The following is a 26,722-nucleotide window of genomic DNA, read 5'->3' as shown; positions in this document are numbered from 1 at the left end:
TGTCGGTATGTGACGTTCCGTTTGCCGCGCGGGTCAGGGGGTCGGGGAGGTCTGCGGCGGGCTGGCGGTGGCGGGCGGCAGCGGGTACGTCGAGGACGGCGAGGGGGCCGATGCCGGCTCCGGTGCGACCGGGGTCGCGTCCGCCGGGGCGACGACGGGCGGTGAGGTCACGGGGGCGGGTGTGGTCGCCAACTGCTGTGCCAGCGTGGCGAAGTCGACGTAGCCCGTCGCCTCCAGGACCTTGATGTGGTCCAGGACGGTGGTGTCGGCGTCGTCGGCGAGGTCGCGGACCAGGGTGTTCTGGGTGGCGGCGCGGACCTGGGCGGCCAGGGAGAAGACCCGGCCGTGGGCCAGCCGCACGATGTTCGCGAACTCCCGGTCGAAGTCCTGCCCCTGTGCGGCGCTCAGTGTGGCGAGCCACTGCTGCTGCTGGGCGTTCGGCGCGTTCGGGATCGGCACGCCGAGCTGGGTGGCGACGGTGCGGAGGTGGGCGTCGAGGGAGATGTGCCCGTCGACGAGGTGCTGCCCGGCCGTCCGTACGGCCGGCGTGGTGCCCTTCTCCTCCGCCATCTCCCCGGCGGGCAGCTCCCAGAGCCCGGCGAGGCGGACCTTGACGATGAGGTCCCGGTCCTGCGCGGACAGCGGGCCGTAGTCCGTCGGCACGGTCCGGGCGCTGAGCACGTTCACCGACCCGGTGGGGTCGGAACGGTCGGCGTACGACCAGATCGGGAACACCAGGGCGGCGAGGGTCGCCGCGAGACAGACGATGATCAGCCCGGTACCGCTGAATATGCCTCGTCCCTGGACGGGGGGTCGGGGTCGCATAGTGCCTCCAGCACCGCACGCCGGTTGGGTGCGGGGTTGGCATATTACCGACGGGTGAGGAATACGGTCGGATTGTGTGACGGACGAAGCAGGGGTGGGGGCGGAAGCAGGGGCGGGGGCGTGGGGGCCGTGTGTCGGCTGCGGGCCGGTGGGGGCTGGTCGCGCAGTTCCCCGCGCCCCTGACGGGGCGCTGCCCAGCCGTGTCTTATAAGCCGCGCCCTCCGGCAAGCGCCGGTAAGCGTCCTCACCCCCCGGGCCCCTATCCCCGCAGCAGTACCCTCCGCGCAAGCGACCGGCGAGGTGCCGCCCCCGCCCGCTCCAGCCACCACCGCTCCAACCGCCGGTAAGAGACCCCGTCCCCCGGCCGCCCCGCCCGCAGCAGCTCCGCCGCGAACTCCAGCGCGTCCCGCCGGTAACCCCCCGCCATCGGCCGCTCCTGCGCATACGCCAGGAACGCCGCCCGATACCCCTCCCCGAGAATCTCCGGCAGCTCCGGCGCCACCTTCGCCACCACGTCCGCCCGCTTCGCGGCCAGCGCCCGTGCCTGCACCCCCATCCGCACCCCGTCGAATCCCTCCGGCACCGGCGTCCCGGCGACCAGCGACGACAGCACCGAGGCCTGCGCGAGCCCCAGCCGCTGCCGGACGGCCTCCGGGACCTCGGGCGCCGGAGCCGCCGACGGGGGCTCCCACCGGCCGCCGGCCCCCGCACCGCCCGCCGCGACCGCCGCCCGGATCGCCGCCACCTCCCGCTCCAGTTCGGCCGGTTCCGGGAAGTTCTCGTCACGCTCCAGCAGCACACCCGGCGGCGAGACCCGGGACGCCAGGCCGGTCAGGAGCTCCAGGACCGCCGGGGGCACCGGGTGGGCGTGGCTGTCGTGCCAGACGCCGTCCCGCTCGAAGCCGCCCGCGACATGGACGTACGCGATCGCCTCGACGGGCAGCTCGGCGAGCGCCTCGGCCGGGTCCTCACCCCGGTTGACGTGGTTGGTGTGCAGGTTCGCCACGTCGATCAGCAGCCGTACCCCGGTGCGGTCCACCAGGTCGTACAGGAACTGCCCCTCGGTCATCTCCTCGCCCGGCCACGAGATGAGCGCGGCGATGTTCTCGACCGCGAGCGGCACCGGCAGCGCGGCCTGGGCGATGCGGACGTTCTCGCAGAGCACGTCGAGGGTGTCCCGGGTGCGGGGGACCGGGAGCAGGTGACCGGCTTCCAGGGCGGGCGAAGCCGTGCGCGGGCCGCCCGCGCGGACGAACGCGATGTGCTCGGTGACCAGCGGCGAGCCCAGCGCCGCCACCCGCTCGGCGAGCGCCCCGAGCCGGTCCTCGTCCGGACGGTCCGCGCCGCCGAGACCCAGCGAGACGCCGTGCGGTACGACGGTGACCCCGCGCTCGCGCAGCCGTCGCAGTGACTCGGGGAGGTGGCCCGGACAGGTGTTCTCGGCCACGACCTCGACCCAGTCGATGCCCGGCATGCGCTCCACGATGTCCGCGATCTCCGGCCGCCAGCCGATGCCCGTCCCCAGCCGCTCCAAGGTCATGGCCGTCCCCCTCCTGCTTCGAATGACGGGGGTATGACCCCGGAGCGCGGCCGCGAACCGTGTCGTCCGCCGCTTCAGAGCAACATTTGAGGTTCGCGCCCGCGCTCCGGGAGCTGTCCGGTGCCGGCTATCCGCCGAGCACGCCGAGGGAGTCCACCGGGTCCGGGCGCGCGGTGTTCACCGTGCCCGGCGCGCCGGGGGAGGGCCGGGACGTGGTGCGCACGTCGCCGTCGGCCCGCGCGGCCGGCGCCGAGGGCACCGCCGCTCCGGGCGCCGGCACCGCGGGCCCGGTCGGGCTGGCCGTGGTCGAGCCCGCGACCTCGTTGGCGATGGCCTCGAAGTCGACCTTGCCGGTCTTCTCCAGGATCGTGATGTGGTCGAGGACGGTCTGGTTGGTGTCGGAGGCCAGCTGCCGCACCAGGCTGTTGCGGGTGGAGTTCCGCACCGCGCCGATCGCCGGGAAGATCTTGCCGTGCGCGGCCCGCAACAGGTTCACGAACTTGTACTCGTACTCCGCGCCGGTCGCCCCGGACATCTCCCGGAGCCAGCCCTGCTGCTGCTCGTTCGGCACGTTGGGCAGCTCCACGCCCAGCTGTGCCGCGACGATCCGGACCCGCCTGTCGAGGTCGGTGTGGCCGACGACGAGATGGTCGCCGGCTTCCTTGATCGCCGCGCTCGGCGCCCGTTCGACCGCCTGCTGCCCGGCCGGCAGCTCCCACAGCCCGGCCAGCCGGACCCGGACGATCAGATCACGGTCGGCGGCGGACAGCGGGCCCCACTGGGTGGCCACGGTCCCCGCCGCCAGGTTCGCCTGTCCGGTGCCGGAGCGGTCGGCGTACGACCACACGGGATAGGCGAGCGCGCACAGCGTGGTGGCGAGGACCGCCATGATCATGGCCGTACCGTTGAAACGCCGCAAAGGAAGCCTCCCCGTGTCACTGGTTCAGTACCAGGACGTACGGGTGGCACCGCAGCGGTGTTCAAACAAACGGCAAAGTTCGTCAGGATAGTCAAAAAACCCCAGCTCAGCGCAGTGCGGGATGGTCCGCGACCACCGTGCAGCTGCCCGGCGCGATCTCGGTGAACCCGGCGTCCCGGACCAACGGCAGCCCGCTGTCCGTCAGTTCACGCCACTCAGCCGGATCGGCGGTCCGCACGGCGAGCGGGAACCCGGCCTCGCGCCACGCCTGCCGCTCCTCCTCCGGCAGCGCCCACCACGCCAGTTGGGCCCCGTGCCCGGCCTGGGCCATCGCCTTGCCCGCCGACATCTCCAGCTCCGGGTTCAGCCACAGCACAGGCGCGGACCGGTCGGCGTCCACGGGCGGCTCCGGATCGTCCAACTCGGTGCCGGACACCTGCAACTTGGCCAGTTCCCTGGGCCACCCGTCCAGCGGAACCGGCGGAAACACCCGTACCTCGGCCGACTTCCCGGTGAGAGTGATCCCGGGCAACTCCCCGGCCCGCCGCCACTCGGCGCCCCGCGCCCGCCGCACGACCTTGCGGATCCGCGCGTCCTCCCAGTCCCGCACGGCCTGCGCCCACTCGCCGTCGCCGAGGGCCCGCGGGTCACTGAGCATGGTCAGGACGGCCCGAGCGGCCGTTTCGAGTGCGTCGGTGCGGGCGGGGGGAGCCGACTTCTCTATCCGCACGACAAGAGGCAGCACGAACTGGGGTGCTTCGTCCCGGCTGTTCGCCGAGACCTGGAAGGGAGCGCTCACCGCACCAACCTACAAGGGGCGCGAGGAACCGCGCGACCAGCCGCATACGACCCGCCCCCCGCGGTGACGCGCACCACCCACCACCGTTCCGCACGACAATGTCCCCATGCATCGTGATCTTGAACTGGCCCGCGTAGGCCGCCGCTACGGCATACGCGGCCCCTGGGTGTTAAGAGGCGTCGACCTCACCGTCACCCCCGGCTCCCTCATCCGGGTGGAAGGTGCCAACGGCACCGGCAAGTCCACCCTGCTCCGCCTCGTCGCCGGCATAGAGACCCCCACCGAGGGCCGTGTCACGGGCCGTCCCCGCACCGCGTACGTGCCCGAGCGCTTCCCCGCGGCCCTCCCCTTCACCCCCTCCGGCTACCTCACCCGGCTCGGCGCCGTCCACGGCCTCTCCCGCCGCTCGGCCGCCGCCCGCGCGGCGACCTGGCTGGAGCGGTTCGGCGCGGCGGCCTACGCGGACACCCCCATGGCCCAGCTCTCCAAGGGCACCAGCCAGAAGATCGCGGTGGCCCAGGCGCTGCTCGCCGACCCGGAACTCCTCGTCCTCGACGAGGCCTGGACCGGCCTGGACGCCGAGGCCCGCGCCGAACTGGAGCGGGCCGTCGCCGAGCGGACCGCCGCCGGGGGCGCCGTCGTGTTCGTCGATCACGATCCGCGGCGCCTGGCGGGCGTGCCCGACGCGGTCCACCAGCTCGTCGGCGGCACCCTCGAACGCCGTACGGCGCCGGCCCCCTCACCCGCCGGCGCGCTCACCGTCGTCACCGCCAGGGGCCCGGCCAGCGGCCGGCTGCCCGCGGACGCCGCCCGTACCGCGGTCTCGGCCGAGGAACCGGCCCCCGGTACCTACCGTCTTATGGTTCCCGCGTCCCACTCGGACGTGGTGCTGCGTGCCCTGCTCGCGGCCCAGCCGCCCTGGCACGTGGTCTCCGTCACCCCCTCGGAGCCCTCGGACGTCCCACCGGACCGGAAAGACCGCCCATGACCGCACTCCTGCGCTACCAGACCGCACTCCTCCTGCGCTCCCAGCGCTGGCTGCCCCCGGTGATCCTGTACGCCGCGTTCCTGGGCGTGGGCGTGCAGAGCGGGCAGCCGGTACTGGACTCGCTCGGCTACACGGCCGCCGCGCTGCTGCCGGTGGCCGCCTGGCTGGTACGGATCTGTGTCACGGGCGAACCGGCGGCCGCCCGCGCCTGTGTCACCGCGGCCCGCGGTCCGGCCAGGTCCCACCTGGCCGCCCTGCTCACCGCCCTCGCCGCCGCGGCCCTGCTCGGCACGGTGGCCACCCTGATCGTCACGGTGATCAGTCACCACGCCACCAACGACCACCGGCTCCCCGTGTCACCCGTCCGGGCCGGAACCGCCGGTCTCCTCGCCACCCTCGCCTGCGCGCTGCTCGGCAGCGCCGTCGGCGCGCTCACCAACCGGCCGCTGCTGCGCTCGCCGGGCCGGGCGGTGCCCACGATGCTGCTGGCCACGCTGCTCGCGGTGGTGGTCGGGGGCTCCCCGGCGCACGCGGCGGTCAGCGGCCTGGTCAGCGGCTCGGAGTCCGGCCGGATCCCGGTGTCGCCGCTGCCCCTGGCCGCGGCGGCGCTGCTCACCGCCGCGGCCTTCACCACGGCCTGTGCCCTCAACGGCCGCCGCTCGTCCTGAACAGGCGCTCCCGCCGCCCTCGTGCCCGGCTTCGCTCGCGCGGGGGGACCCCGTGCGCGGCGGACACATCGTGAGCCCTTGGTACGGCTCCGGGGTCACCGGTGACCGGGCGTCTGCCCGATCAGCTCGGACACCTTCACGAACCGGTAGCCCCGCTTGCGCAGCTCCGGTACGACGGTCCGGACCACCTGCTCGGTGGTCGGGGCGGCGCTGCGGGTGCAGTGCATGACGACCACCGAACCGGGCTTCACCCCGTCCAGCACCTGCTTGGTCACCGCGTCGGCGTCCGTCGCGAACGCGTCCCCGCTCACCACGTCCCACTGCACCGCGGTGACCCCGAGCGTGCCGACCGCGCGCAGCGCCTGCTTGTCGTAACAGCCGCCAGGGAAGCGGAAGTACGGCATCGGGTGCGGCACCCCGGCGCGGAGCAGGGCGGCGTAGGCGCGCTCCACGTCCGACTTCATGTTCGCGGCGGCGACGGTCGGCAGGCCGTAGCAGTCGCCGGTGAACGCGTAGTGGCTGTAGGAGTGGTTGGCGACCTCGAACTGGGGGTCGCGGCCCAGGGCGCGGGCCTGGTCCGGGTACTGGTCGGCCCAGCGGCCGGTCATGAAGATCGTGGCCGGCACCTTCAGCCTGCGCAGGGTCGCGATCAGCGCCGGGTTGTCGAAGTGCTCGCCCGCGGCCGCGCGCGGCCCCTGGTCGGCGGTCATGTCGGCGTCGAAGGTGAAGGCGACGGTCCTGCCCAGGGTGCGCGGTCCGTTCATGAACACAGGTGCCGCTCCGCCGGGGCCCCGGGGGAGCGTGGGCGGCGGGGTGGCGGAGGAGGAGGGCCTGGTGGGGGCCGGCGGGCCCGGGTGGGGGGCTTCGACGGTGCCACAGGCGGCGAGCGCGGCGCCGAGGGCGACGCATACGGTGGTCGTACCGGTCAGACGGCGTGCTAGTCGGATCACCGTATGAAAAATAGTGTGGTATGTCCGATTTTCTGGATGGCGCGACGGGTGGCGCGGTGCCGGGTCACCCGGGCGGCGGCCCTTCCCGCGCCGTGCTCTCGGTGATCCCGGCCGGCGCCTCGCCGTTCGGCGCCGGCGGCTGGCCCGCCCGCTCCAGGAACCGCAGCAGCTCCACCGGGAACGGCAGGACCAGCGTGGAGTTCTTCTCGGCGGCCACCGCGACGATCGTCTGCAGCAGCCGCAGTTGCAGGGCCGACGGGGTGTCCGCCATCTGCTGGGCCGCCTCGGCGAGCTTCCTGGAGGCCTGGAGCTCGGCGTCGGCGTTGATGATCCGGGCCCGGCGCTCCCGGTCGGCCTCGGCCTGGCGGGCCATCGAGCGCTTCATGGTGTCCGGCAGGGACACGTCCTTGATCTCGACCCGGTCCACCTGCACACCCCAGCCCACGGCCGGGCTGTCGATCATCAGCTCCAGGCCCTGGTTGAGCTTCTCCCGGTTGGAGAGCAGGTCGTCCAGGTCGCTCTTGCCGATGATGGAGCGCAGCGAGGTCTGGGCCATCTGGGAGACGGCGAACTTGTAGTCCTCGACCTTGACCAGCGCGCTCACCGCGTCGACCACCCGGAAGTAGACGACCGCGTCCACGCGCACGGTGACGTTGTCGCGGGTGATGCCCTCCTGGGCGGGGATCGGCATCGTGACGATCTGCAAGTTGACCTTGTACAGCCGGTCCACGAACGGGATCACCAGATTGAAGCCGGGTGTCCGTACGTCACCGGTGACCCGCCCGAGCCGGAACAGCACGCCGTGTTCGTACTGCTTGACGACCCGCGCGCCGGCGGCCAGGTACAGCGCGCCGAAGCACAGCGCCGCCACCACCGCGACCAGCAGCTCCTGAACCATCACGACCCCCAGGCGGAGAGGCCCGATATGTCTGTTCCTGTAACGATATGCCCGGCGGGAGGGTCGGGGCCACGGCTTCTAGGAAGCAGGTCCGGGCCGGGGTGCCGAGGGGCGTCGGCACCCCGGCCCGGGGCGGCCGCCGGTTCAGGCGGCCGTGACCTTCACCAGCTCGGTGCCCGCGGCGCTGTGCCGCTCGGCCCAGCTCTCCAGCGCGGTCCGGCAGGCGTGATCGAGGTGGTGCAGCCCGGAGAGGTCCACCCGGACCGGACGGTCCCGGGGCAGCGCCTCCAGGCTGTCGAGGATCTTCGGCAGCCGCAGGAAGGTCGCGTTGCCCGACAGGCGGGCGTCGATCGGTCCCGAGCCCTTGTCGACGACCTCCAGCTTCAGGTGCGAGGCGTCCCAGGCCGTCTTGACGATCGACAGGGCGAGCCCGATCAGCACGCCCTCGAACATGCTCACCGCGACGATCGACACCGCCGTGACGACGAGGACGAAGGCCTCGCCCCGGTACTCACGCCACAGCACGGCCAGCGCGCGCACCGGGATCAGCTTGGCGCCCGAGTAGACCAGGAGCCCGGCGAGCGCCGGGATCGGTATACAGCCCAGCGCTCCCGGCAGCAGCGCCGCGAACAGCAGCAGCCAGACGCCGTGCAGCACCCGGGACGCCTTGGTGCGGGCGCCCGCCTGGACGTTGGCCGCGCTGCGCACGATCACCGCGGTCATCGGCAGCGCGCCGAGCACCCCGCACAGCGCGTTGCCCGCGCCCTGGGCGACCAGTTCCCGGTCGTACTCGGTGCGCGGGCCGTCGTGCAGGCGGTCCACGGCCGCCGCGCTGAACAGTGACTCCGCGGACGCGATCAGCGTGAACGCGACGACCGTGCCGATCAGCCCGACGCTCGCCAGTTCACCGAAGGCGGCGAGCGGCGGCGGCTGGACGGACTCCAGCAGCCCGTGCACCTCGACGGTGGCCACCGGGAGGTCCAGGAAGAACGCGGCCAGGGTGGCGAGGACCACGGCGGCCAGCGGTCCGGGGACCGTCCGCACCTTCGCCGGGGCCGTCTTCCACAGCACCAGGACCGCGATCGTGCCCGCGCCCAGGTCGAGCGAGGCCAGCGCCTCGCCGTCCCCGAGGGCGTTCAGGAACGCCCCGGGCAGTCCGGCTATCCTGCCGGGGCCCGACTCGGGGGCCGTGGCGGCGAGCGCCGGATACAGCTGGCCGGCGATCAGCACCAGACCGATACCGGCCAGCATGCCCTCGACGACCGAGACCGAGATCGCCCGGAAGTAACGCCCCAGCCCCAGGACGCCCATGGTGATCTGCAGGACGCCGGTGGCCAGCACGATCACCCCGAGCACCGGCAGTCCGAACTCCCGTACCGCCTCGAAGACGAGCACGGTCAGGCCGGCGGCCGGCCCCGACACCTGAAGGCTGCTGCCCCGCAGCATCCCGGTGACGAGACCGCCCACGATGCCGGTGAGCAGGCCGAGTTCGGCCGGGACGCCGGAGGCCACGGCCACGCCCACGCAGAGCGGGAGCGCGACCAGGAACACCACGAGAGAGGCGGCGAAGTCCTGGCGTATGTAGGGGAACTTGGTCATCGCGGCGGTCACAGGGCCTCGAAGGTGTCGGTGTCCGTGCGGTGTTCGCGCACGGCACCGGTGTGGACCTCGTAGTACCAGCCGCGCAGGGTCAGTTCGCCCTGTGCCAGCCTCCTGTCGATGAAGGGGTACGAGCGCAGCCGCAGCAGCTGGGCGAGCACGTGGTTCTGCACGCCCTCGGCGACGGCCGGGTCCTCGGCCGCCCCGCTGGGGCGCGGCTCGGCGCCGGCCAGCCAGTCCCGTACGGCGGGTACGGCGGTCAGGTCGTCGCCACGCACGAGGGCGCCGACGGCACCGCAGTGCGAGTGTCCGCAGACGACGATGTCGCGGACGCCGAGCACCTCCACGGCGTACTCGATGGTGGCCGCCTCGCCGGTGGGGTGAGCAGAGGCGTACGGCGGGACGATGTTGCCCGCGGTGCGCAGCTCGAAGAGCTCGCCCGGGCGGGCGCCGGTGATCAGGGCGGGGACGACCCGGGAGTCGGAGCAGGTGATGAAGAGCACCTGCGGGGACTGGCCTTCGGCGAGTCCGGCGAACTCCTCAGGGCGCTGTCCGAACGTACGGGCGTTGTCGATGAGGGGCTGCATGGTGTGTGAACTCCTCCTGGCGCGCTACAGCGGCGCGTCGGGCTTGCACGACGGTGGTGGGGGGATGCGGGGGATGTGGGGGAGGCGGCACCGGGGCGGAGCCGGTCCGGTCAGCGGCGGAAGACCTGCAGCGTGGCCGGTGCGTGGGCTCTGGACGCTCTTGACGCGTGGTGGTGCCCGGCTGCGGGAGGCGCCGGGGTGCGTATGGCCTCGGTGTGCCGCGCGGCGGGCGGACGGTCGTCGGCCCAGCCGGCGGCGGCGCTGCGATGGCGGTCCACGCTCCGTGGCGTCGGAGGGCTGGGTGGCTCACCGCAGCGGCCGTGGTCGCCGAGGGCGTGCGCGACGTCGCGCACGGCCTTCGCCGGGGCCTTCGGGCCCAGGGCTTTGGCCTCTGCATGACTGAAGGTATGCGCGACTGCGAAGGTTGCGGCAGGTGCGAAGAACTGGACGGCGAGCAGGGCGGCAGCGAGGAGCGAGAGCACGGTCCGGGTCGTCGTACCTCGGAACATGAGCCCCCCTTGTGACGTTTCACGCCTCTCATGTGCGCCAAGCGCGGGTCAACGGCTGGTCAAGAAACACGTTAACCCTGCAAAGTAGTTTGCAGGGTCACATCGGTGCCGCAAGCCGAAGACAGCGTGAAAAGTGCCGGTGGGTGGCCTGATCGAGCTCTTGACCCGGCGCCTACCCGGCGGCCACGAGTTCCTTCGCGTCCCTGGCCAGGGCGGTGAGCCGGGATATCGCGCGGAAGTACTTCTTCCGGTAGCCGCCGTTCAGCATCTCCTCGCTGAACAGCCTGTCGAAGGGCAGTCCGGAGGCCAGCACCGGGACCTCGCGGTCGTAGAGCCGGTCCGCGAGGACCACGAGCCGCAGCGCGGTCGACTGATCGGGCACCGGCTGCACGCCGGTCAGGCAGACGGCCTTCAGGCCGTCGGTCAGCGCGCCGTACCGGCTGGGGTGCACCTTGGCCAGGTGGTCGAGCAGCTGCGGGAAGGCGTCGAGGGAGGCACCCGGGGTGGCGTACGCCGCCTTGGTCACCTGCTCCTCGGAGTACGGCGCCGGCGCCGCGGGCAGGCCCCGGTGGCGGTAGTCCTCGCCGTCGATGCGCAGGGCGCGGAAGTGGGCCGACAGGCCCTGGATCTCGCGCAGGAAGTCGGCGGCGGCGAACCGGCCCTCACCGAGCTTGCCGGGCAGGGTGTTCGAGGTGGCGGCGAGCGCGACACCGGCGTCCACCAGCCGGCCCAGCAGCGTCGACACCAGGACGGTGTCGCCCGGATCGTCCAGTTCGAACTCGTCGATGCACAGCAGACGGTGACCGGAGAGGGTCTGCACGGTCTGCTGGAAGCCGAGAGCGCCGACCAGGTTGGTCAGCTCCACGAAGGTGCCGAACGCCTTCAGCGCGGGCTCGGCCGGGGTGGCGTGCCAGAGCGAGGCCAGCAGGTGGGTCTTGCCGACGCCGTACCCGCCGTCGAGATAGACGCCGCGGGGACCGGCCGGCGCCTTGGGTGCCCGCGCCTTCCCGAAGCCGAGGAAGCCGCGCCTGCCGCCGGCCACCGCGTGTGCCCCGCCGAGACCGCCAGCGAAGCCCTCCAGCACCCGCACCGCCTCGGTCTGGCTCGGCTGGTTCGGATCCGGGATGTAGGTCGCGAAGCGGACCGAGTCGAACCGGGGTGGCGGCACCATCTCGGCGACCAGCCGCTCCGCGGGGACGTGCGGCGAACGGGCGCACAGTGACAGCGGGGCCACGTCGGTTACGGGGCTGACCTCGGATACGGCGGGAGAAGACGACACGGTCACCCATGCTAGTTGCCGTGCCACACTGCACGACATGCGACGCCTGTTCCCTGTGACCGAACGAACAACAGCCCGGGTCGCCGACGGTTCAACCGAGGCGGAGAACGGCACGGCCGCGGCGCCGGGCGCCTCCCCCGCCGCCCGGCGGGAGCCGGCGGACGGGGAGTGGAGCCTCGCCGACCTCGCCCTCGCCTATGCCTATCCCGAGTCCGCCGGGCAGGAGGCCTGGCTGCGGGCCAACATGGTGTCCACGCTCGACGGGGCCGGTCAGCACGACGGGCGGTCGCAGCCCATCTCCGGCGCGGCCGACATGCGGATCTTCGGCACCCTGCGAGGGCTCGCGGACGTCGTCGTGGTGGGCGCGGAAACGGTACGCCAGGAGGGGTACCGGCCGGCCCGCGAGCGTGCGGAGTTCGCCGGGGCCCGGACCGCGGCGGGCCAGGCCCTGGTCGCCGCGGTCGCCGTCGTCACCGCGAGCCTCGACCTGGACTTCTCGCTCCCGCTGTTCACCTCGCCGCTCGTCCCCACGCTGATCCTCACCGGCGCGGCCGCCGCCCCCGACCGGATGGCCGCCGCCGAGAAGGCCGGCGCCCGGCTGGTGATCGCCGGTGACGGCGTCGGCGTCGACCCCGCCCGCGCGGTCCGCGCCCTCGCCGGCCTCGGCCACACCCGGCTGCTCACCGAGGGCGGTCCCCGGCTGCTCGGGCAGTTCATCGCCGGCGGTGTCCTCGACGAGCTGTGCCTGACCGTCTCTCCGGTGCTCACGGCGGGGAGTGCGCAGCGGATCGCGGGGGGACCCGGTGTCGCCGTGCCCCGCCGCTTCGAACTAGTGTCCCTCCTGGAAGAGGACGGATTCCTGTTCGGCCGCTACCGCCGCTCCTGAAAGCGGCGGAACCTGATGTTCCGCTTGACTTTCGACGCGCGCACAAAATCCGGCAGTACCTGTGCGATCACGGGGCAGGATGGTTTCGGCAGGGGTGCTGGGCCCCCACGGAGGACAGAGGGTCGCAGTGACCCTCTAAGGAGAAGAGGCGCCTGGTGTTCACAAGCGTTCTGATGATCGAGAAGGCCCTGACGTCCGCCGACGTGGAGTTCGTCACCACCTTGCACGGGGACGAGCAGGTCGCCTTCCACGTCCTGCTCCAGCCGCGCGGCGACCAGGCGGACCGCCTGCTGCGGGCCATCGACGACATCGCACTCGGTGAACTCGACGAGGCCGCGCGCGAGCGGGAGACCCCGGAGGGGGATGCGGCGAAGGCCCCGGCCGAGCAGGCGCTGGACGTCTCCCTGACGGCCCTGCGGGCGGCGGGGAGCACGGCGCAGGGGCGGATGGTCGAGGACCACCCGCTGGACGCGCTGCGCAAGCTGGTGGAAGAGGTCGGCGCGGACGAGGTGATCGTGCTGACCGATCCGCACTACGTGGAGGAGTTCTTCCACCGGGACTGGGCGTCCCGGGCGCGGCACAAGGTGGGAGTGCCGGTGCTGAAGCTGTTCTCGCACAGCAAGGCGTAGACGCCGCGGAGGGGATGCGACGCGGGGGCGGGCGCGGGTGGGCCGCGGCCTGTCGCGCGGTTCCCCGCGCCTGCGGGGCCGGCCGCTCTTCCGTCGGCCCGGATGTACCGCCGGCCGCCCCTGCGCGGCGGCGGCCGCACACGCACCTTGCGGAGCCGCGCGGGTTCGAGCGCATAGGCTAGGGCTGCTTTCGCACGTCACCGTCTCTGGGAGAAACACATGGCACCCGGCCTTCCTTCCGCCATGGAGCGTCCGCACTTCATCGGGATCGGCGGCGCCGGGATGTCGGGAATCGCCAAGATCCTCGCTCAACGCGGGGCCGAGGTGGCCGGGAGCGACGCCAAGGAGTCGGAGACCGCCGAGGCGCTGCGGGCCCTCGGTGTCACCGTGCACATCGGGCACGCGGCCGGGCACCTCGCCGACGACGCCAGCTGTGTCGTCGTGTCGTCGGCGATCCGCGAGGACAACCCCGAGCTGGCCCGCGCGGCCGAGCTGGGCGTCCCGGTGGTGCACCGCTCGGACGCCCTCGCCGCCCTGATGGACGGCCTGCGTCCGATCGCGGTCGCCGGCACGCACGGCAAGACCACCACCACCTCCATGCTCGCGGTCTCCCTGACCGCGCTGGGGCTGAACCCCTCGTACGCCATCGGCGGCGATCTCGACGCCCCCGGCTCCAACGCCCTGCACGGCACGGGCGAGATCTTCGTCGCCGAGGCGGACGAATCGGACCGCAGCTTCCACAAGTACGCGCCCGAGGTCGCCATCGTCCTCAACGTGGAGCTGGACCACCACGCCAACTACGCCTCGATGGACGAGATCTACGAGTCCTTCGAGACCTTCGCCGGCCGGATCGTGCCCGGCGGCACGCTGGTGGTCAACGCGGACCACGAGGGCGCGCGCGAGCTCACCCGGCGGGTGGCGGGAAAGGTACGGACGGTGACGTACGGCGAGGCCGCGGACGCCGACGTCCGGGTGCTGTCCGTCGTACCGCAGGGCCTCAAGAGCGAGGTCACCGTCGCGCTGGACGGGGCCGAGCTGACGTTCACGGTGTCCGTGCCCGGCCGGCACTACGCGCACAACGCGGTCGCCGCGCTCGCCGCCGGCGTGGCCCTGGGCGTCCCGGCCGCCCGGCTCGCCCCCGCCCTGGCCGCGTACACCGGGGTCAAGCGGCGCCTCCAGCTCAAGGGCGAGGCGGCCGGCGTCCAGGTCGTCGACTCCTACGCCCACCACCCGACCGAGATGACCGCCGACCTGGAGGCCATGCGCGCCGCCGCCGGGGACGCCCGGATCCTGGTCGTCTTCCAGCCGCACCTCTTCTCCCGGACCCAGGAGCTGGGCAAGGAGATGGGCGACGCGCTGGCCCTCGCGGACGCGTCCGTGGTCCTCGACATCTACCCGGCCCGTGAGGACCCGATCCCCGGGGTCACCAGCGAGCTGATCATCCAGGCGGCGCGGGCCGCGGGCGCCGACGTCACGGCCGTGCACGACAAGGACGAGGTCCCCGCGGTGGTCGCGGGAATGACCAAGCCCGGTGATCTGGTTCTCACCATGGGCGCGGGCGATGTGACCGACCTGGGCCCGAGGATCCTGGAACGCCTGGTGAAGTAAGGGGCTGAGAGTCATGTCGTACGACGTCGAGAAGCCGGACGAGCAGTGGCGGGCGGAGCTGTCGCCGGCCGAGTACGCCGTGCTGCGTCAGGCGGCGACCGAGCCGGCCTTCAGGGGTGAGTACACCGACACCAAGACCAAGGGCGTCTACTCCTGTCGCGCCTGTGGTGCCGAACTGTTCACCTCCGGCACGAAGTTCGAGTCCCACTGCGGGTGGCCGAGCTTCTACGACCCCAAGGACACCGACGCGGTCGAACTGGTGGAGGACCGCACGCACGGAATGGTGCGTACCGAGGTGCGCTGCGCACGCTGCGGCTCGCACCTCGGGCACGTGTTCGAGGGCGAGGGGTATGCGACCCCGACCGACCAGCGGTACTGCATCAACTCGATCTCGCTCCGGCTGGAGCCGGACGCGAGCTGACCGCGGCCCGCTGACGACGGACCGGATGATGCCGCGACAGCGAGTCCCGCGCGGGCGTCATCACCAGTCACCGGGCCCGGGTACGGCAACGTGCCCGGAGCGGGCCGGGCGCCGCAGACCGTGAAAGTGGCGTCTGCCGCGCGACGCCCGGCACGCTCCCCCAGAGGGGGTACCGGATGGCGCGCGGCAGACGCCGTCCTTCGGCCGATGCCGCCGCTTTCGCGACAGGCCCTCCGGGCGCTCAGCTCACGACGGGCGCCGGGGCGGCGCCGACTGCTGGACCGCCACCGTTCGGGAGCCCGCACCAGCGATGCCGGCCGCGAGCTGCTGCCGCACATCGCCGCGGTTCTGGAGGCCGTGGACCGGCTGCGTCAGGCCGCCGACCACCAGCACCAGGTCAGCCGGACGGTCAGGCTGGGCACGGTGCATGCCGCGACCGTCCCGCTGCTCGTCCCCGCCGTCCAGGACTTCCGCGCCGCACACCCGCGGACCCAGGTCGAAATCGTCACCGCCCAGCAGACCGACATCCACCGGATGCTCGCCGAGGGCGGCCTCGACCTGGGGCCTGTCAACTACCTCACCGGCGACGACCTGCCGCCCGACCTGGACTGCACCGAGCTGCTGCGCGGCCGCCCCGTCGTCTGCCTGCGCCCCGACAGCCCACTGGCCGCGCACTCCGCCGTCAGCACCGACGCTCTGCTGCGCGAGCCCTTGATCGTCATGCGAGCCGGTTATGTGATGCACCGCTACATCCACCGGCTGCTGCGCGGCCGCACCCCGGCCTTCTCCTACTCCACCGACGGTGCCGAGATGGGCAAGCTCATGGTCGCCGAGGGGCTGGGTGCCACCGTGCTGCCCGACTTCAGCGTCATCGGCGACCCGCTGGAACGCAACGGCGTGATCACCTGGCGTCCGCTCGCCGACGCGGAGCAGGACACGGAGGTGGTGATGGTCACGGAGCGCCGCCGCTCCGGTTCGTACGCCGAGGCCGTCCGCGATCTGCACGACATCCTGCTGGAGCGGTCGCGGCTGTACCGGCACTGATTCCCTGCCCTCCCGGGCTTTCGGATCGGCGTTGCGCATTCCGCCTGCTCGGAGACACTGAAGGCACAGAGCGCCGGCACCGGCACGGTGTCCGGCGCGACGATCACCAGCGACGCCCGCCGGGAGTCCGGTCCCTGCGGGCCGCTGTCGACGCGAAGGGCCGAGCGTGCACCGAGTCGAACACGTCATGGGTTTCCCGGTCTCCCTCCGTGTCGACGACGCGGGGGACTTCGAGGGGGCCGCGGACGCCGTCTTCGCCTGGCTGCGCGAGGTGGACGAGCGGTTCAGCCCGTTCCGGCCGGACAGCGAGGTCTCCCGTATGGACCGGGGCGAACTCGCCGAGTCCGAGACGAGCCCCGACCTCGCCGAGGTGCTCGCGCTGTGCGAGGAGTACCGGCTGGCGACCGGGGGCGCGTTCGACGCACGGCTGCCGGGGCGGGGCCTCGACCCGTGCGCGGTGGTCAAGGGCTGGTCGGTGCAGCGGGCCGCGGGACTGCTGGCGGTGGCCGGGGCGAAGCGGTTCGTGCTGAACGCCGGCGGTGACGTGGTCGCCGCCGGCGGACCCTGGCGGGTGGGGGTACGCCATCCCGACCATGCCGACCAGCTGTGCACGGTCCTCGAACTCACCGACGGGGCGGTCGCCACCTCCGCCCGCTACGAGCGCGGCGACCACATCATCGACGGCCGCACCGGGCGCCCGGCGACCGGGCTGCTCAGCCTGACGGTCGTGGCCTCCTCGCTGACCGAGGCGGACTCGGTGGCCACGGCCGCCTTCGCGATGGGCGCCGAGGGCGTCGGGTGGGCGGCCGCGCGGCCGGGCTGCGAGGTGTTCGCCGTGGACGCGCGGCGGCAGGTGCTGCGGACGGCGGGCTTCCCGGTCGCGGACGAGCCGCCGGCGACCGCCTGACCGGACGCCTCTTGCCTTCGGCTCGTTCCTGACCCCGGCGATCGGAGCGCGCTGTCCGGCGCGGCCGGTTCCCCGGTGTCGCGCGGTGTGCTGTCGGCAGGTCACAAACTGAAGAGGATCAGTCAGCGGCCAAAGTGCTGAAACAGTTCCGGTTTAGACTCTGTCCACAACGGCCTGCGCCACGGCGACCGTGGTCGATTACTGGGCACTTTCTGCCAAACCCGAAGGGCATTCGGCGTTTTGATACGGATAGATTCAGTCACCAAGCGGTACCCGGACGGAACGGTCGCCGTCGATCGGCTCTCCCTGGAGATACCGGACCGCTCGATCACCGTCCTCGTCGGTCCCTCCGGCTGCGGCAAGACGACGACCCTGCGGATGATCAACCGGATGGTGGAACCCAGCGAGGGCCGGATCCTCCTCGACGGCGCCGACATCCAGGCGCAGCCCGTCAACACCCTGCGCCGGTCGATGGGTTACGTCATCCAGAACGCCGGCCTCTTCCAGCACCGCACCGTCATCGACAACATCGCCACGGTGCCCCGGCTGCTCGGCTGGAGCAAGCAGCGGGCGCGGGTCCGGGCGGCCGAGCTGATGGAGCGGGTGGGGCTGGACTCGGCGTTCGCCAAGCGCTACCCGTACCAGCTCTCCGGCGGCCAGCAGCAGCGTGTCGGCGTGGCCCGGGCGCTCGCCGCCGACCCGCCCGTGCTGCTCATGGACGAGCCGTTCTCCGCCGTCGACCCCGTGGTCCGCAAGGGACTGCAGGACGAACTCCTGCGCATTCAGGACGAGTTGGGCAAGACCATCGTCTTCGTCACCCATGACATCGACGAGGCGATCAAGCTCGGCACGATGGTCGCCGTGATGCGCACGGGCGGCCACCTCGCCCAGTTCGCCCCGCCGGCCGAACTGCTCACCGACCCGGCGGACGCCTTCGTCGAGGACTTCCTCGGTGCCGACCGGGGCATCAGGCGGCTGTCCTTCTTCCCGTCCGCGGGCCTCGAACTGCAGCAGGCCCCGATCGTCGCGATCGACGCCGATGCCGGCAGACTCACCGCGCGCACCTCTGCGGACACCCCCTATCTCCTCGTGACGGACCTGGACGGCAGGCCGCTCGGCTGGGGCGAGCCGCGGGCCCTGACCGCCGGCTCGATCCGGCCGGAGCAACTGATCCCCTACGGGCGGCCGTTCGTGCCCGGCAGGGACTCGCTGCGGGCCGCCCTCGACGGTTCCGTCCTCTCGCCGACCGGCTGGGCCGTGGCCGTGGACGGCGAGGGACGCGCCGTCGGCGTCGTCTCCCAGCAGGTCATCGGCGCCGCGATCCGCACCGCCCACGCCGAGGGCCGCGACGACGCGAAGGCCGGTGGATGAGCGGCTTCTTCGACATCCCGAGCGACCTCCAGAACACCTACTTCGGCCTGATCGGCCTGCATCTGCGCGAGGCCCTGATCCCGGTTCTGGCCGGTCTGCTGGTCTCCCTCCCCGTCGCCCAGCTCTGCGTGCGCCTGCGCTGGCTGTACCCGCCGGTGCTGGGCGTGACGACCATCCTGTACGCCATCCCCTCCCTGGCCTTCTTCGTCGTCCTCATCGACTACACGGGCCAGACCGAGACGACGGTGATGATCCCGCTCTCGGTGTACAGCCTGGTGGTCCTGGTCCCGGCCATCGTGGACGGCGTCCGCTCGGTCCCGGAGGAGACCCTGGCCGCCGCGACCGCGATGGGTCTGGGCCCGGTACGCCGCTACTTCCAGGTGCAGTTGCCGATCGCCGTCCCCGCGATCATCGCGGGCCTGCGCGTCGCCACCGTCTCCAGCATCTCCCTCGTCAGCGTCGGCATGCTGATCGGCAACCAGGGCGCCCTCGGCAACCTGCTCAACGACGCGAACATCTACCACCGCCCCGAACTGGCGGTGAACTCGGTCGTGACCACGGCCGTGCTGGCCATCCTGGCCGACGCCGCACTCGTCCTCGTACGCCGTGTGCTGACGCCCTGGATGCCGAAGGAGAGCACCCGGTGAACGTCCTCAACTTCGTCCACGCCTTCTTCAGCGACAGCTCGCACTGGCACGGCTACGACGGCATCCCCACCCGCGTCTGGGAGCACGTCCAGTACTCCCTGGAGGCCCTCGCCTACGCGGCGGTCATCGGCCTGCCCATCGGACTGCTCACCGGCCACTACGGCCGCGGCGGCAACGCCCTCGCCCTGATCGCCACGGCCGGCCGGGCGCTGCCCAGCTTCGGCCTGCTGGTCCTGATGTTCATCTGGCTCGGCTTCGGCATGCTGCCGGTGATGATCCCGCTGGTGATCCTCGCCGTACCGCCGATCCTGGTCACGACGTACGAGGCGATGCGCTCGGTCGACCCGTCCCCGGTGGACGCGGCCCGGGGCATGGGGATGCCGGAGACCCGCGTCCTCTTCCAGGTCGAACTCCCGGTCGCCCTCCCGCTGATCCTCAGCGGCCTGCGCTCGGCGGCCATCCAGATCGTCTCGACAGCGACCATCGCGGCGTACGTCAGTCTGGGCGGCCTAGGCCGCTACATCATCGACGGCCTCTACCAGAAGAACTACGAGAAGGTCGTGGGCGGCGCCACGCTGGTGGCGGCCATGGCCCTGGCCACACTGGGCATTTTCTGGGCGGTGCAGAGACTGACGGTCTCACCCGGCGTACGGCGGGGTTAGCGCCCCGCAGGGGCGCGGGACTGTATCAATATGCGGCTCCGCCGCGTGGGCGCGACCAGCCCCACGCGGCGGACAGTTCCCCACGCACCGCCCTACCCCCCACTCCGTGCCAGCGCCAGCTCCAGGACGACAAGCAGCGCATCCCGCACAGAACCCCGTTCACGCGCGTCGAAGACGACCAGCGGCGTACCGTCGGCGACATCCAGCGCCCACCGGACCTCGTCCAGCGTGTGCTCGACGCGCCCGTCGAACGCGTTGATCGCGACGGCGAACGGAATCCCCTTGTGCTCGAAGTAGTCGACCGCGGCATAGCAGTCGTCGAGGCGACGCGTGTCAACGATGACGAGCCCGCCGAGCGCGCCCTCCACGATGTCGTCCCACATGAAGCCGAAGCGTTCCTGCCCGGGCGTGCCGAACAGGTACAGCTTCAGCGTCGGGTCGATGGTGATGCAGCCGAAGTCCATCGCCACGGTCGTGGTCGTCTTGCGCGGGGTGAGCGTGAGGTCGTCCACACCCGCCGCGACCTCGGTGATCGACGCCTCGGTGGTCAGCGGCTCGATCTCCGAGATCGAGCCGACGGCGGTGGTCTTGCCCACGCCGAAACCGCCCGCGATGACCATTTTCACCGGCAGCGGCGGCCGTACGGCCGTACGCCCGGTGCCCCGGGTCAGCGAGTCAGTCGGTGTCACGGAGTACCCCTCGGGAGTCGGGGATGGCCCGCAGGCCATCGATAACCCTGCGCAGGACGGACGAGTCGTGGGTGGCCTCGAAGTCGGGCACGTGCACCGTCAGCTGCCCGGCCTCGCGCAGGTCTTCGGCCAGCACCCGGACCACGTTCAGGTGCAGCCGCAGCCGCGCCGCCAGTTCCGCGAGCGACTGCGGAATCCGGCACGCGGCGACGATGTCGTGCTGCTCGAAGGAGAGCCGGTCCAGCACGGCGAGCCCGGCGACGGTGGCCACCACCTGGGTCTCGACGGGCATCGCCGGTCCGGAGGCGCTGTCCGCCACCCGGCCGGCGGTGACCAGGAACGGCCGTACGGCGGGGGCGGGGCCGACCGGGTCCGGGCCCGGGGGCGAGGTGCCGTCCGCCATGGCTGTGTCTTCCTCTCTCGGCCTTCTCGGCGTGCCGACCGGCGGTGCCGGTCAGCGCGTCTGTGGGACGCCGACGCTGTTCTTGAGTTCCAGGACGAGCTGCGGACTGAGCGCCGCACCCGCGCGGTTCGCGAACAGGGTCATCTCGTAGGCGATGTTGCCGAGCTTGGCCTCCTTGTCGGCGACCACGCCGAGCACGGCGCCGTTGCCGATCGCGGAGACGATCACATGGCCGCCCTCCAGGTCGATGATGACCTTGTTGAGGCCGCCCAGGCCGTAGTTGCCGGAGGCACCGGCGGCCAGGCTGGTGATGCCGGAGACGATCGCGGCCAGCCGTTCGGAATGGGCGCGCTCACGCAGTTCCGAGACCGCGATCAGCAGTCCGTCGGAGGACACGGCGATCGCGTCGACCACGCCTGCGGTCTCGGTGGCGAAGCGGTTCAGCAGCCAGGTGAAGTCGGCTGCGGCCGCCTGCAGGTCGGTCGGCGTGGTGCCGCCCGTCGGGGTGTCACCTGTCGACGTGCTCACTGCTCGGCTCCTTCCGGAAGGTGGTTCTGGTGCTGCGGGGGGTACGTGGGGTCGGTGTGCGGCAGGGGCCGCTCGTGGCTGCCGGTGTCGCTGTCGCGTCGGGCGCGTTCCACCGCTGCCTCGAACTCGTCCAGCTCGTTCCTCTCGGCCTCGGCGTCGCGGGTGCGTGGCGCCTGGGCGAGGCTCTGGGCGGCGCCGACGGTGGTGCGCAGGGTCGCGCCGCGTACCCGGCGGCGCAGCGGGCGGGTCGCGTCGCCGGAGTAGGGCTCGGAGCCGGGGTCGGCCGGGGGCTCGCCGGAGCGGGCGGCCGGGATGAGCGGGGCCTGCGCGGCGGCGGGTTCGGCGGCCGGCTCGCGGCGCGGCAGCCGGCGGGGGAGCAGGCTCTCCGGCTCGGCGGCGGCCGGCGCCATGGCGGCCGGGGTCGGGCCGGTCGCCTCGGTGGCCGCCACCGGTGCCACCGGTGCTGCCGGTACCGGTGGCACCGCCGGTACCGCCGGTACCGGTCGTGCCGCCGCTTCCCCGGCGAACGGGGTGCCGGGGACGTCCCCCACCGCGCTCATCGTCAGCAACAGACGGGCGGGCAGCGTCACTTCGGCGGTGACACCGCCGCCCGGGGTCCGGGTCAGCTCGACGCCGATCTCCCAGCGCCGGGCCAGCGCACCCACCACGAAGAGGCCGAGCACCTTGGTCGGCACCAGGTCGAGACGCTCACGGCGGATCAGCCGCTGGTTCTCCTCGGCCAGCCGCTCGGCGCTCATGCCGAGGCCGTGGTCGGTGACGACGATGTGGGCGCCCGCGTCACTGGAGCGGACGGTCACCTCGACGGGGCTGCCGGCCGGCGAGAACGACACCGCGTTCTCCAGGAGTTCGGCCACCATCAGCGTGAGGTCGCCGATGATGTCCGGCTCGATCATGGCGTCCGTGCCCGCGTACAGCCGTACCCGCTGGTAGCCCTCGATCTGGCCGAGCGCGGCCCGGACGACGTTGGACACCGGGGTCGGGCCCGCGGCCAGCACGGTCTCACGGATGCCGGCCAGCAGCATCAGGCTGTCGGCGTTGCGGCGCAGGCGGACCGCGATGTGGTCGATGGAGTAGAGGCGTTCGAGGAGGGCCGGGTCGGTCTCGGCCCGCTCCACCGCGTCGATGAAGGCGAGCTGGCGGGTGGTCAGGTTGCTGACGCGGCGGCCGACGTTGCCGAACATCTCGGCGGTGTTGCGGCGGCTGAGCACCTGGCGTTCGAGCAGGGCCGCGGCCGTGGTCTGCACCTGGTTGAACGCCTCGGCCAGGTCACCGATCTCGTCGCGGGCGGTGACCGGCATGTCCCGCAGCCGGGGCGGGCCGGAGTCCTCGGCGTCGTCGTCGGCGACGCGGGCGAGTTCACGGCCCGCCACCTCGGCGACCTCGTGCGCGACCCCGGTCAGCGCCTGCACCGGGCGGATGATCGAGCGACGCACCAGCGCCGCGAGGGCGATCCACAGGACGAAGCCGAGCAGCGAGCCGTTCAGCAGCCAGATCGCGTGCCATCGCGCGGAGCTGGCGGTGGCGTCGGCCCGGTCGGCGATCTGGCCGATGAGCGAGGTGGCGATGGTCAGCCGGGCGGCGGCCTGGTCGTGGTAGGCCGGGTAGTCGGAGAGCGCGTCCTTGACGGCCCGCCGGATCTGCTCCTGGTTGCCGGACACCAGCTTGGTCGGGTCGATCTGCAGCTCGGCGAAGGACTCGGCGATGGTGCTCTGGGCCTTGGTGTGCTCGACGTCGGTCAGCTGCCGGGCCTGGCCCTCGGTGGCGAACCGGGCGAACCGGTCGGCCTGGTGCTGGTAGAGGTCGTAGGCGCCGACCGCGTTGGTGAACTCGATCAGGGCATTGGTGTCACCGGTGGTCGCCGCCAGCACGTTGGTCTCGAAGGCGCCGTGGGCGGCGTCCGCGCGCAGCAGGGAGTCCAGCAGGTTGCCGGTGAAGGTGGAGGCGAGGTCGGTGTCGCGGTCCAGACCGAGGCCGTCGATCAGGCCGTTGGACGCGTTGGCGTACGCCGGGTCGATGTTGTCGGCCGGCAGGTAAGCCTGCTCGACCGACTCCCGCAGACTGGACAGGCCCTCGACCTGCCGCAGGGCGTCCGCCTCGGTGTCCGGCAGCCGGTCGCCGAAGGTCTCACGGACCTTCGTGACCTGGGAGTTCACCGCGTCCTGGGCCGCGAGGTAGGCGGCGGCCGAGGGCTTGGCGTCGCCGGACTCGTACCGCGCGGAGAGCAGGATCGCCTGCTGGTGCTCCGCCTCGACCTTGTCCACGAGGCGTGCCACCTGCGCGCTGTCCAGGACCGTCCGCGCGGCGTCCTCCGCGCTGTTGGACTGCCGCACCAGGTCGGTGAAGACGTACGCCAGCAGTACGGCGATGACGGCGAGCGGCACACCGACCAGCAGGTTGAGCTTGCGCCGGAAGGGCCAGCGGTCGGCGAAACCCCGTGCCCCGCCCCGCGACTGGGCGGGCCGGACGGGCGCGTCCACCTGGTTCGTGGACACCGGGCCTCCTTCATGAGGGTGTCTGGTCTGGGGGCGTCTTCACCCCGAACTGCTGCGGAACGACACCGAGTAGCGGGCCCCGTGCACCGCTGTGACCGATATCAACTGCCGTGAGACTACAGCGTTCTGGAAGCCGGGTTCCGCTTGCTGTCTATCAAGAATCCGTTACAAAGAGACCGCGCCGCGTCCACAACTGGCCACGGATCGAAGCCAATCGGTGACCCGGAGATACTTGACTGACCGAGAACCGGCTGGATTGGATCGTGCGGAGAGGTTCGCAACACCCCCACCCTTCCCACAGCTCCCGGAACGGCAACCGTGACTTCCAACACCCTTCCCAGCAGGTCAATCCGGACATACCGAGGCGTGGCGACCGTCGCGCTCGCGGCGACGACGGCCCTGCTGGCGGGCTGCTCCTCTTCCTCCGACGACAGCAAGTCCGACCCGCTGTCGGACAGCAAGGCGAGCGGGGACACCGTCGTCGTCGGCTCCAACAACTTCTCCGAGAGCAACCTGATCGCCGACATCTACGGCGAGGCGCTCAAGGCCAAGGGCATCAAGGTCACCTACAAGCCGAACATCGGCAGCCGCGAGACCACCTACGGCCTGCTCAAGAACGGTTCGATCTCGGTCCTGCCCGAGTACAACGGCGCCCTGCTCGCCTACCTGGACCCGAAGGCGGCCCCGAAGACCGTCGACGAGACCACCAAGGCCGTCGAGGCCAAGCTCGACTCCAAGCTGACGCTGCTGAACCCGGCCGACGCGCAGGACAAGGACACGGTGACGCTCAACGCGGCGACCGCCGCCAAGTACAACCTCACCGAGAAGTCCTCGATAGCCGACCTCAAGAGCATCGCCAAGGACCTGGTCCTCGGCGCCTCGCCGGAGTTCCAGACCCGCCAGCAGGGCCTGGTCGGCCTGAAGTCCGTGTACGGCCTGGAGTTCAAGTCCTTCAAGGCGCTCGACGCGGGCGGCGCGCTGACCGAGGCCGCCCTGAAGAAGAACGCGGTGCAGGCCGGCGACATCTTCAGCACGGACCCGACCATCACCAAGGAGAAGTTCGTCGTCCTCCAGGACCCGGAGAACCTCTTCGGCTTCGAGAACGTCCAGCCCCTGGTCTACAAGAGCGCCCTGAACCAGACGGCCGTCGACGCCCTCAACGCCGTCTCCGCCAAGCTCGACACCGCGACCCTGCTGGACCTGGACACCCAGGTGCAGTCGGGCAACAAGGACCCGCTGGACGTCGCCCAGGCCTGGCTGAAGAAGGTCGGCCTCACCAGCTGACCCCCTGAGGCCCTCCTCGGCTCTCCCCGGCCCTCCTCGGCTCTCCCTGGACCTTCCTTGGACCGTGTCGTACTCGACGGCAACGGCCTCGGCCTGACCGGACTCGTCCGGCTCGCCGACGCCGTTGCCGGTCCCGTCGTGCCGCCCGAGGCGCTCGAGAGGGTCCGCCGTGCCCACGAGAGTGCCGACCGCCTCGCCGCACAGGGGCGTTGGTACGGCCGCGGCACCGGCGTGGGCGCCCACCGCTCCGTCACCGTCGACCCGTCCGACGCGGCCGGTCACACCCTGCGCCTGCTGCGCAGCCACGCCGGCGGCGCCGGACCGCTGCTGCCGGCCCGTCAGACCCGCGCGCTGATGGCCGTCCGCGCCAACCAGCTGCTCGCCGCCGGCTCCGGCATCCACCCTTCCTTCGTCACCGCGCTGACCGACGCCCTGCGTCTCGGCGTGCATCCCGCCGTCAACGAGTACGGCGGTGTCGGCACCGGCGACCTCACCGCCCTGGCCCAGACCGGCCTGACCCTGATCGGTGAACGCCCCTGGCTCACGGCGTCCCCCGACGCCGAACTGCCCGCCCCGGTCACCCTGCACCCGGGCGACTCGCTCGCCCTGCTCAGCAGCAACGCCCTCGCCCTGGGCCGGGCCGCCCTGGTCTGCCACGACCTGGACGTCCTGCTGCGGGCCACCCACGCGGTGGCCGCCCTCTCCCTGGCCGCCGTCTCCGGCTCCCCGGAGGCCTACGCCCCCGAGGTGCACGCCCTGCGTCCCTACCCCGGCCCGGCCAGGGCGGCGGCGGAGATACGACGCCTGCTGGCGATGCCCGACCGCCCGGTCACCACCGGCCGCCGCATCCAGGACCCCTACGGCTTCCGTGCCTTCCCGCAGGTGCACGGCGCGGCCCTGGAGGCCGCCGACGCCCTCCGCCGCATCATCGAGACGGAGATCAACTGCGCCACCGAGAACCCCGTCCTGGCCCCCGACGGCAACCTCTACCACCACGGCGGCTTCTTCGCGGCCCCGCTCGCCCTGGCCCTGGACGGCCTCGACCTCGCCCTCCTCCAGACCGCCCAGCTCTCCGCCGCGCGCCTCCAGGCCCTGACCCGCGCCGACCTCACGGGCCTGCCCGCCTTCCTGACCGCGGGCCCGGAGAGCAGCTCCGGCACGATGATCCTGGAGTACACCGCCAACTCGGCCCTCGCGGAACTCCGTTCCAGCGCCACCCCCGCGTCGGCCGGCCACACCGTGCTCTCCCACGGTCTGGAGGAGGCGGCGAGCTTCGCGGGCCAGGCGGCGAAACAGGCCGAACGGGCGGCGGAGGCCTACGCGGTGGTCCTGGCCTGCGAACTGGTGGTGGCGGTCCGGGCGTTGCGGCTGGGCCCGGTGGAGCCGGCGGTGCCCGCTTTCACAGTGGCCGCGGCAGCTCTGCCCAGGGACATGGAGGACCGCACGCTGACGGCAGACGTGACGGCGGCGACGGCGCTACTGCCCCTCCTGGCCGACGTCTGAGCAGTCCCGCTCGGCCGGGCCACGGGCCGGCGGGGGTGAGCCGTCTCAGCCCCCGCTCCCGCCGGC

Annotated in this window: 27 protein-coding genes; 13 read left to right on the top strand and 14 right to left on the bottom strand. The window is 72.3% G+C overall.

Features of this window, described 5'->3' with window-relative positions; all coding sequences use genetic code 11:
• Positions 1-33 precede the first annotated feature (33 nt).
• From LQ326_RS27280 to LQ326_RS27265, 4 genes are all read right to left on the bottom strand, one after another.
• Positions 34-825 (bottom strand): DUF4142 domain-containing protein, encoded by a 792-nt coding sequence (locus LQ326_RS27280; RefSeq protein WP_234540726.1) that lies wholly within the window; start codon positions 823-825, stop codon positions 34-36.
• A 259-nt stretch (positions 826-1,084) separates the two neighbouring features.
• Positions 1,085-2,359 carry an MbnB/TglH/ChrH family RiPP precursor modification enzyme gene (locus tag LQ326_RS27275; protein WP_372496967.1) on the bottom strand — a complete coding sequence of 425 codons (1,275 nt, stop codon included), beginning with the start codon at positions 2,357-2,359 and terminating at the stop codon, positions 1,085-1,087.
• A gap of 133 nt (positions 2,360-2,492) precedes the next feature.
• Positions 2,493-3,260, bottom strand: a complete 768-nt coding sequence (locus LQ326_RS27270; protein WP_234540714.1) for a DUF4142 domain-containing protein — start codon at positions 3,258-3,260, stop codon at positions 2,493-2,495.
• A 130-nt stretch (positions 3,261-3,390) separates the two neighbouring features.
• Complete coding sequence (locus LQ326_RS27265) at positions 3,391-4,083, bottom strand: peptidyl-tRNA hydrolase (RefSeq protein WP_234540711.1); 693 nt, start codon at positions 4,081-4,083, stop codon at positions 3,391-3,393.
• Positions 4,084-4,189: 106 nt separating this feature from the next.
• On the opposite strand from LQ326_RS27265, the gene LQ326_RS27260 reads away from it, so the two are divergent.
• The gene (locus LQ326_RS27260; protein ID WP_234540709.1) at positions 4,190-5,071 is read left to right on the top strand and encodes an ABC transporter ATP-binding protein; all 882 of its coding nucleotides are present in this window, start codon (positions 4,190-4,192) and stop codon (positions 5,069-5,071) included.
• The gene (locus LQ326_RS27255) at positions 5,068-5,739 is read left to right on the top strand and encodes an ABC transporter (RefSeq protein ID WP_234540707.1); all 672 of its coding nucleotides are present in this window, start codon (positions 5,068-5,070) and stop codon (positions 5,737-5,739) included. The genes LQ326_RS27260 and LQ326_RS27255 overlap by 4 nt, the downstream gene beginning before the upstream one ends.
• 95 nt (positions 5,740-5,834) lie before the next feature.
• Here the strand turns inward: LQ326_RS27255 and LQ326_RS27250 are convergent, their stop codons facing one another.
• The 6 genes from LQ326_RS27250 to zapE form a co-directional block, all read right to left on the bottom strand.
• Positions 5,835-6,689: a polysaccharide deacetylase family protein gene (locus tag LQ326_RS27250; protein WP_234540704.1), complete on the bottom strand. Its 855-nt coding sequence runs from the start codon at positions 6,687-6,689 to the stop codon at positions 5,835-5,837.
• A gap of 64 nt (positions 6,690-6,753) precedes the next feature.
• Positions 6,754-7,587, bottom strand: coding sequence for a slipin family protein (locus LQ326_RS27245; RefSeq protein ID WP_234540982.1), 834 nt, complete (start codon positions 7,585-7,587; stop codon positions 6,754-6,756).
• Positions 7,588-7,731: 144 nt separating this feature from the next.
• Complete coding sequence (locus LQ326_RS27240; protein ID WP_234540698.1) at positions 7,732-9,186, bottom strand: SulP family inorganic anion transporter; 1,455 nt, start codon at positions 9,184-9,186, stop codon at positions 7,732-7,734.
• Between the two features lie 8 nt (positions 9,187-9,194).
• Positions 9,195-9,773: a carbonic anhydrase gene (locus LQ326_RS27235; protein ID WP_234540692.1), complete on the bottom strand. Its 579-nt coding sequence runs from the start codon at positions 9,771-9,773 to the stop codon at positions 9,195-9,197.
• Positions 9,774-9,883: 110 nt separating this feature from the next.
• Entirely contained in the window at positions 9,884-10,282 is a 399-nt protein-coding gene (locus tag LQ326_RS27230) for a hypothetical protein (RefSeq protein WP_234540690.1), read from the bottom strand.
• Between the two features lie 172 nt (positions 10,283-10,454).
• Entirely contained in the window at positions 10,455-11,561 is a 1,107-nt protein-coding gene (gene zapE / locus LQ326_RS27225; protein ID WP_234540684.1) for a cell division protein ZapE, read from the bottom strand.
• Between the two features lie 37 nt (positions 11,562-11,598).
• Here zapE and LQ326_RS27220 point away from each other — a divergent pair, with 37 nt between their 5' ends.
• The 9 genes from LQ326_RS27220 (at position 11,599) to LQ326_RS27180 (ending at position 19,736) form a co-directional block, all read left to right on the top strand.
• Positions 11,599-12,447 carry a pyrimidine reductase family protein gene (locus LQ326_RS27220; RefSeq protein WP_234540682.1) on the top strand — a complete coding sequence of 283 codons (849 nt, stop codon included), beginning with the start codon at positions 11,599-11,601 and terminating at the stop codon, positions 12,445-12,447.
• Between the two features lie 173 nt (positions 12,448-12,620).
• The gene (locus LQ326_RS27215; RefSeq protein WP_234540972.1) at positions 12,621-13,076 is read left to right on the top strand and encodes an indole-3-glycerol phosphate synthase; all 456 of its coding nucleotides are present in this window, start codon (positions 12,621-12,623) and stop codon (positions 13,074-13,076) included.
• Between the two features lie 219 nt (positions 13,077-13,295).
• Positions 13,296-14,684, top strand: coding sequence for a UDP-N-acetylmuramate--L-alanine ligase (murC, locus tag LQ326_RS27210; RefSeq protein ID WP_234540677.1), 1,389 nt, complete (start codon positions 13,296-13,298; stop codon positions 14,682-14,684).
• A 13-nt stretch (positions 14,685-14,697) separates the two neighbouring features.
• The gene (gene msrB / locus LQ326_RS27205; protein ID WP_234540670.1) at positions 14,698-15,105 is read left to right on the top strand and encodes a peptide-methionine (R)-S-oxide reductase MsrB; all 408 of its coding nucleotides are present in this window, start codon (positions 14,698-14,700) and stop codon (positions 15,103-15,105) included.
• A gap of 207 nt (positions 15,106-15,312) precedes the next feature.
• Positions 15,313-16,149 carry a substrate-binding domain-containing protein gene (locus LQ326_RS27200; RefSeq protein WP_234540669.1) on the top strand — a complete coding sequence of 279 codons (837 nt, stop codon included), beginning with the start codon at positions 15,313-15,315 and terminating at the stop codon, positions 16,147-16,149.
• 166 nt (positions 16,150-16,315) lie between these two features.
• Positions 16,316-17,056, top strand: a complete 741-nt coding sequence (locus LQ326_RS27195; protein ID WP_234540667.1) for an FAD:protein FMN transferase — start codon at positions 16,316-16,318, stop codon at positions 17,054-17,056.
• Positions 17,057-17,296: 240 nt separating this feature from the next.
• Complete coding sequence (locus LQ326_RS27190) at positions 17,297-18,427, top strand: ABC transporter ATP-binding protein (protein ID WP_234540661.1); 1,131 nt, start codon at positions 17,297-17,299, stop codon at positions 18,425-18,427.
• On the top strand, positions 18,424-19,074 hold the full coding sequence (locus tag LQ326_RS27185) for an ABC transporter permease (protein ID WP_234540658.1): 651 nt from the start codon (positions 18,424-18,426) through the stop codon (positions 19,072-19,074). Before LQ326_RS27190 ends, LQ326_RS27185 begins: the two co-directional genes overlap by 4 nt.
• Positions 19,071-19,736 (top strand): ABC transporter permease, encoded by a 666-nt coding sequence (locus LQ326_RS27180; protein ID WP_234540652.1) that lies wholly within the window; start codon positions 19,071-19,073, stop codon positions 19,734-19,736. The genes LQ326_RS27185 and LQ326_RS27180 overlap by 4 nt, the downstream gene beginning before the upstream one ends.
• 92 nt (positions 19,737-19,828) lie before the next feature.
• On the opposite strand, the gene LQ326_RS27175 is transcribed toward LQ326_RS27180, so the two are convergent.
• From LQ326_RS27175 to LQ326_RS27160, 4 genes are read right to left on the bottom strand one after another with little or no spacing between them, the layout of a single operon-like run.
• The gene (locus tag LQ326_RS27175; protein WP_234540651.1) at positions 19,829-20,425 is read right to left on the bottom strand and encodes a GTP-binding protein; all 597 of its coding nucleotides are present in this window, start codon (positions 20,423-20,425) and stop codon (positions 19,829-19,831) included.
• The gene (locus LQ326_RS27170) at positions 20,412-20,828 is read right to left on the bottom strand and encodes a DUF742 domain-containing protein (protein WP_234540649.1); all 417 of its coding nucleotides are present in this window, start codon (positions 20,826-20,828) and stop codon (positions 20,412-20,414) included. The genes LQ326_RS27175 and LQ326_RS27170 overlap by 14 nt, the downstream gene beginning before the upstream one ends.
• Positions 20,829-20,879: 51 nt before the next feature.
• Complete coding sequence (locus tag LQ326_RS27165; protein WP_181808013.1) at positions 20,880-21,356, bottom strand: roadblock/LC7 domain-containing protein; 477 nt, start codon at positions 21,354-21,356, stop codon at positions 20,880-20,882.
• On the bottom strand, positions 21,353-23,869 hold the full coding sequence (locus LQ326_RS27160; protein WP_234540648.1) for a sensor histidine kinase: 2,517 nt from the start codon (positions 23,867-23,869) through the stop codon (positions 21,353-21,355). Before LQ326_RS27160 ends, LQ326_RS27165 begins: the two co-directional genes overlap by 4 nt.
• Positions 23,870-24,187: 318 nt before the next feature.
• Here LQ326_RS27160 and LQ326_RS27155 point away from each other — a divergent pair, with 318 nt between their 5' ends.
• Positions 24,188-25,153, top strand: coding sequence for an ABC transporter substrate-binding protein (locus LQ326_RS27155; RefSeq protein ID WP_234540646.1), 966 nt, complete (start codon positions 24,188-24,190; stop codon positions 25,151-25,153).
• A 57-nt stretch (positions 25,154-25,210) separates the two neighbouring features.
• On the top strand, positions 25,211-26,656 hold the full coding sequence (locus LQ326_RS27150) for an aromatic amino acid ammonia-lyase (protein WP_234540645.1): 1,446 nt from the start codon (positions 25,211-25,213) through the stop codon (positions 26,654-26,656).
• The last annotated feature ends 66 nt before the right edge of the window (positions 26,657-26,722 follow it).

This window comes from Streptomyces shenzhenensis, assembly GCF_021462265.1.
Lineage (GTDB): Bacteria > Actinomycetota > Actinomycetes > Streptomycetales > Streptomycetaceae > Streptomyces > Streptomyces shenzhenensis.
The sequence above is the reverse complement of the archived record's forward strand: the minus strand, read 5'-3'. Positions and strand labels throughout refer to the sequence as shown.

Excerpts from the sequence above, each read along its gene's own strand:
- LQ326_RS27280 (WP_234540726.1), bottom strand. The coding sequence starts at position 825 with ATGCGACCCCGACCCCCCGTCCAGGGACGAGGCATATTCAGCGGTACC.
- LQ326_RS27270 (WP_234540714.1), bottom strand. The coding sequence starts at position 3,260 with ATGATCATGGCGGTCCTCGCCACCACGCTGTGCGCGCTCGCCTATCCC.
- LQ326_RS27260 (WP_234540709.1), top strand. The coding sequence starts at position 4,190 with ATGCATCGTGATCTTGAACTGGCCCGCGTAGGCCGCCGCTACGGCATA.
- LQ326_RS27255 (WP_234540707.1), top strand. The coding sequence starts at position 5,068 with ATGACCGCACTCCTGCGCTACCAGACCGCACTCCTCCTGCGCTCCCAG.
- LQ326_RS27245 (WP_234540982.1), bottom strand. The coding sequence starts at position 7,587 with ATGGTTCAGGAGCTGCTGGTCGCGGTGGTGGCGGCGCTGTGCTTCGGC.
- LQ326_RS27240 (WP_234540698.1), bottom strand. The coding sequence starts at position 9,186 with ATGACCAAGTTCCCCTACATACGCCAGGACTTCGCCGCCTCTCTCGTG.
- LQ326_RS27235 (WP_234540692.1), bottom strand. The coding sequence starts at position 9,773 with ATGCAGCCCCTCATCGACAACGCCCGTACGTTCGGACAGCGCCCTGAG.
- LQ326_RS27230 (WP_234540690.1), bottom strand. The coding sequence starts at position 10,282 with ATGTTCCGAGGTACGACGACCCGGACCGTGCTCTCGCTCCTCGCTGCC.
- LQ326_RS27220 (WP_234540682.1), top strand. The coding sequence starts at position 11,599 with ATGCGACGCCTGTTCCCTGTGACCGAACGAACAACAGCCCGGGTCGCC.
- LQ326_RS27215 (WP_234540972.1), top strand. The coding sequence starts at position 12,621 with ATGATCGAGAAGGCCCTGACGTCCGCCGACGTGGAGTTCGTCACCACC.
- murC (WP_234540677.1), top strand. The coding sequence starts at position 13,296 with ATGGCACCCGGCCTTCCTTCCGCCATGGAGCGTCCGCACTTCATCGGG.
- msrB (WP_234540670.1), top strand. The coding sequence starts at position 14,698 with ATGTCGTACGACGTCGAGAAGCCGGACGAGCAGTGGCGGGCGGAGCTG.
- LQ326_RS27200 (WP_234540669.1), top strand. The coding sequence starts at position 15,313 with ATGCCGCCGCTTTCGCGACAGGCCCTCCGGGCGCTCAGCTCACGACGG.
- LQ326_RS27185 (WP_234540658.1), top strand. The coding sequence starts at position 18,424 with ATGAGCGGCTTCTTCGACATCCCGAGCGACCTCCAGAACACCTACTTC.
- LQ326_RS27170 (WP_234540649.1), bottom strand. The coding sequence starts at position 20,828 with ATGGCGGACGGCACCTCGCCCCCGGGCCCGGACCCGGTCGGCCCCGCC.